The 10,107-nt window shown below is 68.8% G+C and carries 9 protein-coding genes; 3 read left to right on the forward strand and 6 right to left on the reverse strand.

Annotation, left to right across the window (positions count from 1 at the left end; translation table 11 throughout):
* Nucleotides 1-274: 274 nt before the first annotated feature.
* Nucleotides 275-1,075, reverse strand: coding sequence for an SGNH/GDSL hydrolase family protein (locus Q4G50_RS08065; RefSeq protein ID WP_303377139.1), 801 nt, complete (start codon nucleotides 1,073-1,075; stop codon nucleotides 275-277).
* Nucleotides 1,076-1,146: 71 nt separating this feature from the next.
* Between Q4G50_RS08065 and Q4G50_RS08070 the strand changes: the two genes are divergently transcribed.
* Nucleotides 1,147-1,785, forward strand: coding sequence for a lipocalin family protein (locus tag Q4G50_RS08070; RefSeq protein WP_303377140.1), 639 nt, complete (start codon nucleotides 1,147-1,149; stop codon nucleotides 1,783-1,785).
* Between the two features lies 1 nt (nucleotide 1,786).
* Here Q4G50_RS08070 and Q4G50_RS08075 read toward each other — a convergent pair whose 3' ends face one another.
* Entirely contained in the window at nucleotides 1,787-2,332 is a 546-nt protein-coding gene (locus Q4G50_RS08075) for a DUF488 family protein (RefSeq protein WP_303377141.1), read from the reverse strand.
* Nucleotides 2,333-2,412: 80 nt separating this feature from the next.
* Here Q4G50_RS08075 and Q4G50_RS08080 point away from each other — a divergent pair, with 80 nt between their 5' ends.
* Entirely contained in the window at nucleotides 2,413-3,624 is a 1,212-nt protein-coding gene (locus tag Q4G50_RS08080; RefSeq protein WP_303377142.1) for an MFS transporter, read from the forward strand.
* Between the two features lie 74 nt (nucleotides 3,625-3,698).
* On the opposite strand, the gene Q4G50_RS08085 is transcribed toward Q4G50_RS08080, so the two are convergent.
* From Q4G50_RS08085 to Q4G50_RS08100, 4 genes are all read right to left on the reverse strand, one after another.
* Nucleotides 3,699-4,694 (reverse strand): ABC transporter ATP-binding protein, encoded by a 996-nt coding sequence (locus Q4G50_RS08085; RefSeq protein WP_303377143.1) that lies wholly within the window; start codon nucleotides 4,692-4,694, stop codon nucleotides 3,699-3,701.
* Nucleotide 4,695: 1 nt separating this feature from the next.
* Nucleotides 4,696-6,294, reverse strand: coding sequence for an iron ABC transporter permease (locus Q4G50_RS08090; protein ID WP_303377144.1), 1,599 nt, complete (start codon nucleotides 6,292-6,294; stop codon nucleotides 4,696-4,698).
* Between the two features lie 3 nt (nucleotides 6,295-6,297).
* On the reverse strand, nucleotides 6,298-7,377 hold the full coding sequence (locus tag Q4G50_RS08095; protein WP_303377145.1) for an ABC transporter substrate-binding protein: 1,080 nt from the start codon (nucleotides 7,375-7,377) through the stop codon (nucleotides 6,298-6,300).
* A gap of 209 nt (nucleotides 7,378-7,586) precedes the next feature.
* Nucleotides 7,587-8,912 (reverse strand): M20/M25/M40 family metallo-hydrolase, encoded by a 1,326-nt coding sequence (locus tag Q4G50_RS08100; protein WP_303377146.1) that lies wholly within the window; start codon nucleotides 8,910-8,912, stop codon nucleotides 7,587-7,589.
* A gap of 86 nt (nucleotides 8,913-8,998) precedes the next feature.
* Here Q4G50_RS08100 and Q4G50_RS08105 point away from each other — a divergent pair, with 86 nt between their 5' ends.
* The gene (locus Q4G50_RS08105; RefSeq protein WP_303377147.1) at nucleotides 8,999-10,096 is read left to right on the forward strand and encodes a hypothetical protein; all 1,098 of its coding nucleotides are present in this window, start codon (nucleotides 8,999-9,001) and stop codon (nucleotides 10,094-10,096) included.
* Nucleotides 10,097-10,107: the final 11 nt, after the last annotated feature.

Genomic DNA, 10,107 nt, shown 5'->3' on the forward strand with positions numbered 1-10,107 from the left:
TGCAGATCCGGAAGCGCACTACTGTCCAAGAAGGATCGCGCATCCTTGAGCAAGGGATGATCCAATTCATCCAAGTTCAGTGACGCGAGGATCTGTCGGCGAAGGTCATTGGGGGCGGAAGCCAGTCGGCGCACCGCGTCGTATGTGGTTGGGTCAGCGAACGAATCCCTGGGCAACCTCTTGATGACGCGGAGCGTGGGTCGGATCGCATGCATAAGGGACAGACTAGTGGAGGGGTCGAACATATGATCGCCGCTGGAGGGAGACTCGCCCTCTACAGCTGATCGAGCACCGCTTCCGCCATCGCGCGCTGCCCCAGGGGTGTCGGGTGCATGGGATAGGCGTCCGTCTCCTCCCCGGTGATGTCGGCCCAGCGCTGCACGGGTTCGGCACAGGCGGAGTGCTCGGATGCGTCCGCAGGCAGGACGAACTCGGCGCCGTGGCGTTCCGCGGCCGCGCGGACCACGTCGTTGATCTGTTCGGTGAGGGCCACCGCCCAGGCGCGGTGCTCCTCCGGGACGGCCTCCAGCTCCGGACATTCACCCGCCGAGACCAGCGGGAGGTAGCCGGTGGCGATGACCCGTGCGTCGGGACTGGCCTCCGCGATGAGGCCGTAGACCTCGTCGAGGCGGGCGGGGACGGAGTCGAGCTGTTCGTTGACGGGGGCGTCGAGAAGCGCAGGGCAGTCGAGCGTTTCGCTCATGGCGCGGCGGAAGCAGCCGGCGATCTCGGCGAAGCGGATGTCGTTGCCGCCGATGGACAGGGTCACCAGATCGGTGTCCGGGGTGAGGGCGGCGGCCTGGCCGGGGATGTCGGCGGTGACGGCGCTCGAGCAGGTGACGTCCTGACCGGCGGCGACGGGGGCGTCGATAAGCAGGAGGGAGGGGTAGTTGTCCGCGGAGCGGAAGCACTCGAGGGGGCCGGAGGTCGGGGCGCTGCGGCTGCCCATCGCGGCGAAGGAGTCCCCGAGGGCGACGTAGTGCCGATAGGTGACGAGTTCCGGTGTCATGTCGGGGGCCGTGCAGGCGGCGAGCAGCCCGGCGCCGAGGAGGGCGGGCACGGCGCGGAAGTTCATGACTCCAATGTACGAATCAATCAGTCCGACCGCATGTAGTGTCGGAAGTCACACCTCAGAAAGGTAGATACATGCGCCGGATCCTCCTTGCCCTCGCCCTGGGTGCCACCTCGCTCAGCCCTGTCGCCGGGGCGCAGGACCTTTTCGATGGCGGCCGTCTCGGGGGCGGCTCCTCCCAAATCATCCCGCAGGGCTCCTCCCTGCCGGGCGCCGAGCTCCCCGAGGTCAACCGGGCCGTCGACCTCGAGCGCTACTCCGGCACGTGGTACCAGGTCGCCGCCCTCCCGCAGCCCTACACGCTGCAGTGCGCGCACCACACGACTGCGGAGTACGGGGTCGTGGATGCGCAGACCATCTCAGTCCGCAATTCCTGCGGCACGCTCCTCGGCCCGCGCTCGACCATCGAGGGCACCGCCACGGCGGTGTCCGACGCCTCCCTCCGCGTCACCTTTCCCGGCGTGCCCTTCCAGCAGGTCGACGGGCCGCCCAACTACCGGGTGACCCATCTGGAGGAGGACTACTCCCTCGCGGTCGTCGGTGACCCGCGCCGCCTGTCCGGGTTCGTGCTCTCACGGACGCCGGATCTCAGCCCCGGAGAATGGTCGCGGGTCCGGGGGATCGTCGAGTCCCGCGGCTGGAACTCGTGCACCTTCCTCACGGTGCCGACGCCCGGCGGCCGTGGCGATGTGGCGCCTCTCTGCGCTTTGTGACTCAAGCGCGGGTTTCTGCACCGTCATCGGGCGGGTACGTCAGCACCCCGTCGGTGACCACCGCGAAAGACGTGAGCTTCTCCGGCGTGGCCTTCGTCGGGCTCATGATGTCGTAGACCTCGTGGCCCTGGAGTAGCAGCGCATCGCCGATGAGCGAGCGGTGGCAGCGCCACGGGACCGCCTCGGCGCACATGATCGCGGTCGGGGCCTGCGCGGCGTAGTCGAGCAGCTCCGCCAGGCCGGCCGCGAATTCCGGCGTGAGCATGTAGTCGGCGTAGCCGCGGAAGGAGGCATTGCGCCAGGCGCCGTTGGGGGAGTCCGCCCTGGTCTTCCGCAACCCGCCGAGCTGGGGGAACCACCGGTAGTCGATCCCGGCCGCCGCGAGGCTGGCCTCGAGGGCAGCGCCCCAGAACTGCGGGTTGTGGCTCGACTTCGGCACCGTCCGGACGTCGGCGACCTGCGCAATCTCGTGTGCCCGCAACAAGTCGGTGAATTCCTCCGCGGAACGGTTGGAGTGGCCGACGGTGAAGATCTGCAGGGCGTCCATGGGCCCCAGGGTAGGGCGCTGCCGATGCTGTGGCGCTGACGAGTAGCCATCTTGTACACACACTGGCTTAAGGTGGCTGCATGGCTCACGTTGCATCCCGCCGTCGCGTCCTCACCGCCCTCATGATTGCCCAGGTCATGGCCGGGCTGGCACACGGCGTGACCTTCTCCATGGGGGCGATCCTCTCCGCGGACATGGCCGGGCCGGCCTGGGGCGGGGCCGCGTCGACGGTGACCACCATCGGTGCGGCGTTGTGGGCGGTGCCGCTGGCGGCGATCGTCAACCGGCGGGGACGCCGGGCCTCGCTGAGCACCGGCCTGGCCCTCGGCTCCCTCGGCGCGCTCTCGGCGCTGTTCGCCGCGCAGACCGGTATCTACCCCTTCCTGCTGGCGGGCTTCTTCTTCCTCGGTGCGGCCGTGGCCATGAACCTGCAGGCCCGTTTCGCGGCCGCCGACGTGGCCGACCAGAAGCGCAAGGGGCGCGACATCTCGCTGGTGGTGTGGGCGACGACGATCGGCGCGATCCTCGGCCCCAACCTCTTCGAGCCGACGGAACGCCTCGGCGCCAGCCTCGGCCTGGCGAGCTTCTCCGGCGCCTACCTGGTGTGCATCGCGGCGCAGTGGGCGGCGGTCCTCGTGCTGCAGCTCATGCTCCGCCCCGAGCCCGCCCCCGTGGTGGTCACTGGCCCGAAGCCGCGGACGAACCTGCGGGAGCACCCGGTGGTGGCCTCCGCGATCATCACCAACGCGTTCAGCCACTTCGCGATGATCGCCATCATGTCCATGACCGCCGTCCACATGCACGGCCACGGCGCCTCAATGACCCTCATCGGCCTGACCATCTCCTTCCACGTCGGCGGCATGTACGGCCTGGCACCCGTGTTCGGGTGGCTCGCCGATTCGTGGGGCGCGCTCCCGACGATGCTGCTCGGCCTGGCGGGCACCTTCACCGCCGCGGCGCTGCTCGTGCCGTGGTCCGGGAACGAGTCGATCGTCGTGGCCGCGCTGCTCCTCCTCGGTATCGGGTGGTCCGCCACGCTTGTCGGCTCCTCGGCGGTGGTCGCCGCGGCCGCGCCCCCCGAGCAGAAGGCCGGCCTGCAGGGTCGTTCCGACCTGACCATGAACCTCACCGGCGCCCTCGGCGGCGTCATCTCCGGCCCGGTGGTCTCCGTGTGGGGCATGCCGACGATGGCGGTGCTCGTCATCGTGCTCATGGTGGCGGTGCTCGCCGGGACTACTGCTTTGCGAAGCCGCGATAGGTATATCTCGCCAGCTATATCTTCCGATGTATAGGTCGAGTGGGATTGCCGTGGGCGCCACCGGCTACTCGACCTATACCTGTCGAGAAATACCTGCCGAGATATACCTTAGGACCGGTATCCCAGCGGCCCGCTGACACGCATCGTCACCGGGTCCCCGACGTCCGGGCGCGCCCCGCGCACCGTCGCCCGGAAGACGGTGTCCAGGGCGTCGAGGGTGAGGGACCAGTCGCCGGCGTCATAAAGCACGGAACGCACCTGCGCCGGGATGCCGTCGCAACCGGCGGGCAGCACCTCCACCATGTGGGGCAGTACCGCCAACGTCAGGGCCGAACCGCTGCCGATGACCTCGGAGGGCTCGACGTCGAGGGAGGCGGCGTCGAGAAGCGTCGCGTCCGCGATGAACGCGGCGACCTCGGCGGTGGCCGGGCGTGAGACGAGCTCGGCCGGGGTGGCGATCTGCTGGATCCGGCCCTCGCCGAGCACGACGATGCGGTCGGCGATGGACAGTGCCTCGGCGCGGTCATGCGTGACATGCACCGTGGTCAGGCCCTCGCGGCGGGTGAGCGAGACGAGTTCGCGGCGCAGGCTGTCGCGGAGGGGTTCGTCGAGGGCGGACAGGGCTTCGTCGAGAAGCAGGACGGTGGGGTCGGCGACGATGGCGCGCGCGAGAGCCACCCGCTGCCGCTGCCCGCCGGACAGCGATTCCGGTTTGCGACGCGCGAAACCGCCCATGCCGACCAGCTCGAGGGCGCGCTCGACGCGTTGCCCCCGCTCCCGCTTATCGACGCCCCCGCGTTTCAGCGGGTACTCCACATTCCCGGCCACCGACATGTGCGGCCACACGGCGTGCTGCTGGAAGACCATGCCCATGCGGCGTTTTTCCGGGGGCACGTCGGTGACGTCGCGGCCATCGATGGCGACATGCCCCGCGCTCGGCGCGATGAATCCGGCGATGGTGCGTAGCAGCGTCGTCTTGCCGGAACCGGAGGCGCCGATGAGGGCGATGAACTCCTCGGGCTGCACGTGGAGGTCGATGTCGGCCAGGCCCGTGGTGCCGTCGGGGAAGGTGACGCGCAGGTCATGGATGTCGATGGCGGACACGTCAGCTCCTGACTTTCGGGGATCGCACGGTAAGCGCCAGGGCGACGATGCCGACCACGGCGAACATGAGGGACAGCGCGGAGGCCTGATTGTAATTGCCAGCCTGCTGCAGGTTGAACACCTGCACGCCGAGGGTCGTGGTGCCCGGGGCGATGAGCAGGATGGACACGGTGAGCTCGCGCACGGCCGTCACGGCGACGAGCACCGCACCCGAGAACGCCGCCGGGATCGCCATGGCGCCGGTGGTGCTCAGCAACGCCCACAGGCGACCGGCGCCGGAGATCCGGGCGGCCTCCTCGACGGCCAGCGGCGTGCCCTGTAGCGGGGCACGCACCGCCTGGAGCACCAGCGCGGTGAAGGCACACACGTAGGCGCCGAGGATGACCCACATCGTGTTGTATGTGCCGGTGTAGCGGCCGAGGATGAGCCAGCCGACACCGATGATCAGCCCCGGCAGGGCCGTCGGCAGCAGCACCGTCAATGTCAGCGCGGTGTTGCCGACAAAGCGGGTACGGGTGACCAGCAGGCCGATGAGCCAGCCGAGCACACCGCAGATCAGCGCCGCCGACAGGGCGAGTGTCACCGAGTTGGAGAAGCCCTCCACCACGCGCGGATTGGCCAGGGAGCGGCGGAAATTGTCCAGCGTGATGGTGTCTAGGGTGAAGGGGATGCCCGGGGCGGGCAGCAGCGCGCGGTAGGCCAGACCGAGAATGGGGCCGAGCGTGACGGCCAGGCCGAGGACCCAGGCCAGTAGGGTCACCGGCCAGCGGGCGCCCCCGAGATCGAAACGCAACGCCTGCCCGGTGTCCTGCAGCTTGGAGCCCGCCCACTGGGACACCAGGTAGTCGGCGGTGACGGAGGCGATGCCGAGGAAGAGCAGGACCACACCGATCGTCGAGACGGTCTGCAGCGGGTTGGCCACGGTGCCGGACTCCATGAAGCGGTAGATCATGGTGGCCAGAGTCTCGAAGCGCGCCGGGGATCCCAGCAGCGCGGGGATACCGAAGTCCGCCAGGTTCGCCACCGCTGTCAGCGTGAACGCCGAGAGCAGGGCCGGGCGCAGCAGCGGCAGGGTGACGGTGCGCAGCACGGTGGAGGTACCGGCACCGGAGATCCGAGCGGCCTGCTCCAGATCCGAGGGAATGGAGCGCAGGCCCGCGGCGACGATGACGTAGACGATGGGGTAGGAGTGCAACACCAGCAGGAATGTCACGCCGTCGGCGCCGTAGATGTTCCACACCTGCGTGCCGAAGAAACGGTTAAGCCCCTGGTTCGGGCCGAAGAGCTGCAACCACGCGATCGCCCCGATAAACGGCGGGATGAGCAGCGGGGAGAGCAGGAACAGGCGCAGCACCGTGGTGCCGCGGGCGTTGGTGCGGTCAAGCAGCAGCGCGATGGCGGTGCCGACGACCGTGGCGCCCACCGCCGAGAGCAGCGTCGTGTACGTGGAGTTCCACACCGCGGTGCCCAGGCCCTGGTCCAGCAGCACGGGAATCTGGTTGCCACCGGCGGCCAGGGCGACGACGAGCGCCAGGGGTGTGACGAACAGTCCGAGGACGATCAGCCACACCCCGAAGCGCATCAGGGTTAGCGCGGGCATGGACTACTGCATGGCGTTCTGGAACAGCTCGACGGCTGCGTCCTTGTCCTCTGTGACCACCTGCAGGTCCGGGGTCATCAGGGCGATCTCGTGCAGCGGCGGGGTGTCCGCCGGGGTGCCCACATCCTCACGCACCGGCAGGTAGGCCTGCTCGACGGCGATCTTCTGGCCCTCCTCGGAGAGCAGGAAGTTGATGTAGCGCTCGGCGGCCTCCTTGTTGTCGGAGGACTCGAAGACGCCGGCCGGCTCGGTGATGTACGGCGCGCCCTCGGTCGGGTAGACGGCGGCGATCGGGGAACCGGCCTCGGCCAGGTCGCGCACCAGGTAATCGACGACGACGCCGACCGGGTGGCCGCCGCCCGCGATCTCCTGGGAGGTGGGGCCGTTGGACTGGGCGATCATCGGGGTGTTTTCACCGAGGGCGTTGATCCAGTCCTCGCCGAGCTGGGAGTCGTTCTTCCACACCGAGGCGTTGAACGCGGCGGCACCGGAGACGGCCGGGTCAGGCATGACCAGCTGGCCCTGGAAACGCGGGTCGACGAGGTCGGCCCAGGACTGCGGGGCGTCGGCTTCGTCGATGATGTCGGTGTTGTAGGCGATGACGGTGGGGATGATGCGGGTGCCAACGTAGTGGTTGTCGGCGTCGAGGGCCTCGTCGATGAGCTCGGAGGTGTCGACGTCCTGCAATTCGGCGAGGTCACCGGCCTCCTTGTAGGTTTCGAAGGTGGCGGAGTCGGCGGCCCACAAGATGTCGGCCTCGATGGAGCCGGACTCCTTCTCCGCGGCGATACGCGCGTTGAGATCGCCGGTGCCAGCGCGGTAGACCTCGACCTTGATGTCCGGGTTCGCGGCCTCGAAGGCGGCGTTGATCTCGTCGACCTTCTCCTCCGGCTCGGAGGTGTAGACGGTGATGGTGGTGGTCTCGCCGGCGGCGGCCGCGGTGGTGGCGGTGGTGTTCTCCGCGGCGGTGGTCTCGGCGGTGGTGTCGTCCTCGGCGGGTTCGGCGCAAGCAGCCAGCAGGGCGGCGGAGGAGGCGAGGGCGGTCACCGCGAGGGTGGTGCGGCGGTGAAAGAAGTGGCGCATGGCGTTGTCCTTATGTCCGTACTTGTTTCGGAGCCCCGATCTTCCCACGGGTTCACCGTTCCCGCATGAGATGCGATAGCTGCTTCTCGAGCCGGGAGCTGTCGTAGGAAGAACAAACCCCTCCGCGGCCTTATCCGGTGTGCGGGCGACCTTATGCGGAGGGGAATACGCCTGACAGTGTACCCGGATTGACCAGGCATCGGTGGCACTTACACCCCGCAGAACCGCCGCACCAGGGAGCGGTAGGCGCGCACGGTGAGGTCGAGGTCCTCGAGTTCGATGTACTCGTCGTGGTGGTGGAGGAGCTGGAAGACGTCGCCGAGCGTGCGCTCGCGGGCGTGGAGGGCGAAGCCGTAGCCGTTGCCGCCGAGGCGGCGGCCGAAGCGCAGGTCGGAGCCGCCGGCCGCGATGGTTGGCACGACAGGGACGCCGGGGAAGAACTCGTTGAAGGTGGCGACGAGGGCGTCGTACAGCGGTCCCGAGGTGGGGGAGACGGTGGCCGGTTCGGAAATGAGCCGTTCGATGCGGACCTCGTGGTACATGTCGCCCAGCGCATCGGCGAGGATGGCGTCGACCTCATCCTGCGTGGTGCCGGGCAGGGGGCGGATGTCCAGGTCGAGGGTCGCGGACGAGGGCAGGACGTTGATGGCGGTGCCCGCGCGCAGGATCGTCTGCGAAAACGTCAGGCGCGACAGGGCGTGGGCGTAGCGCTTGAGGTCACCGAAGTGCTCGAAGGCCGTGTCGTCGGTGCCCTCCAGCAGGGCGCGTTCGATCTCCGGGTCAAAGCGGAAGGCGCGGACGAAGCCCTGCCAGAGGGGGTCGTGGGAGACGGGGACGTCGATAAGCGAGATACGACGGGCGACCTCGCCGATTTTCGCGATCGCCGACTCGCGGCCATAAGGGTTGGAGCCGTGGCCGGCGTCACCGGTGACGTGCAGGCGGCGCTGGGCAGCGCCCTTCTCGCCGACGACGAGGACGAGGGCGTCGGAGCCGTCGGCGATCGGCAGGTGCGAGCCGCCGGTCTCCGAGAGGGTGTTGCGCCAGGAAAACGCGTCGGGGTGCTCCTCGGAGAGCCACTTCGCGCCGAGGGTGCCGCGGGATTCCTCATCGGCCACACCCACGAAGGTCAGCGTGCCGGTGGGGCGACCGGTACGGGCGGCGTCGCGCAGCACGGCGGCCTGGGTGGCGGTGATGAACAGCATGTCCATGGCACCGCGGCCGTAGAGGCGGCCGTCGATGATCTCCGCGCCGAAGGGGTCGACCGTCCAGCGCTCGCGGTCGACGGGCACCACGTCGGTGTGGCCGAGGAAGGTGAGCGGTTCGGCGGCCGGATCCGTGCCCTGCAAGGTGACAACGATGCTCACGCGCCCCGGAGCCGACTCATAGCGGGTGATTTCCACGCCCGGGGTGTCGGCGAAGAAGCGCTCGAGGGTGTCGGCATTGCGCACCTCCTGGCCGGAGCCGGGGGTGTAGTCGTTGACGCAGGCATTGCGGATCATCTCGCGGAGGAGGGCGAGGGTGTCGTCGTAAAGCATGGGTCTAAGGTACCCCGCGATCAACTATGTACCCGATCCTCAACATTGTTAGCTCGCTGTGACCTGAATTTCAGTAGCGTGGAACTATGAATAACGCACTGATCGATCCGAACACTGACCCTGTCCGCCACGAAGATCTGCGCGCCCTCGCCGAGCTGGACGGCCCCGTCGTCTCCCTGCTCATCCCCACCCACCGCGGGGGCCCCGAGACCGTCAACGACCACCGCCAGCTCAAGCCGCTTCTCGACGACGCCCGCACCCAGCTCGCCGAGTCCTTCCCGGACACCGACGCGGATGCCCTGCTCGCCGAGGTCGCCGCACTCGCCGACGACGAGCCGTTCTGGCAGCGCCAGGCCGACGCGCTGGCCGTCTTCGCCTCCCCGTCCGGCACCCGCTACTTCCGCACCACGCTCGAGGGCCAGGCCCAGGTCAGCGTCGGTGAGTACGCCAACCTGCGCCCGCTGCTGCCGCTGGTCGCCGACGACATGCCCTTCCTGCTGCTCGCCGTGAGCCAGGACAAGGTCCGCCTGTTCGAGGGTGACCGCAACCACCTCGACGAGCTGCCCCTCGGTGACGCCCCGGCCTCCACCGACGACTCCGACTACTACACCCGCGAGCCCGAGTTCCAGCACCAGACGGGTGATTCCGCACCGGCCCACGGACATGACACCGGTGAGAACGTTGTCCGCGACAGCTTCCTGCGCGATGTGGCCAAGGCCGTCAACACCCGCTTCACCAACGATGACCGCCCGCTCATCCTCGCGGCCGTCGACGAGCACCGCGGCGGCGTCAAGGATTACCTGCCCAACGTGCAGCTTCTCGACGACACCGTCTCCGGCAACCCCGACCAGCTCAGCGAGGCCGAGCTGCATGAGAAGGCCTGGCCGCTGGCCTCCGCCGAGGCGGACAAGCGTCACGATGACCTGCTCGAGCGCTTCGGCGAGAACCTCGGCACCGGCAAGGGCACCCACGATGCCGCGAAGATCAGCCAGGAATCCGTGCATGGTCGCGTGGACACGCTCGTGCTGACCACGCTGGCCCTGCGCGAGAACACCCTGGGCGATTCCTCCAAGGCTGCGGATCTCGACGCCGCCGTCGCCCACACCCTGCGCAACAGCGGCACCGTGGATGTGGTGCCGACCTTCCACGAGGAGCGCGCGGCGGGAGCGATCTTCTGCTTCTAGCGTCCGGTTGG

It is taken from the genome of Corynebacterium sp., from assembly GCF_030538285.1.
In the GTDB taxonomy this organism is placed as follows: Bacteria; Actinomycetota; Actinomycetes; order Mycobacteriales; family Mycobacteriaceae; genus Corynebacterium.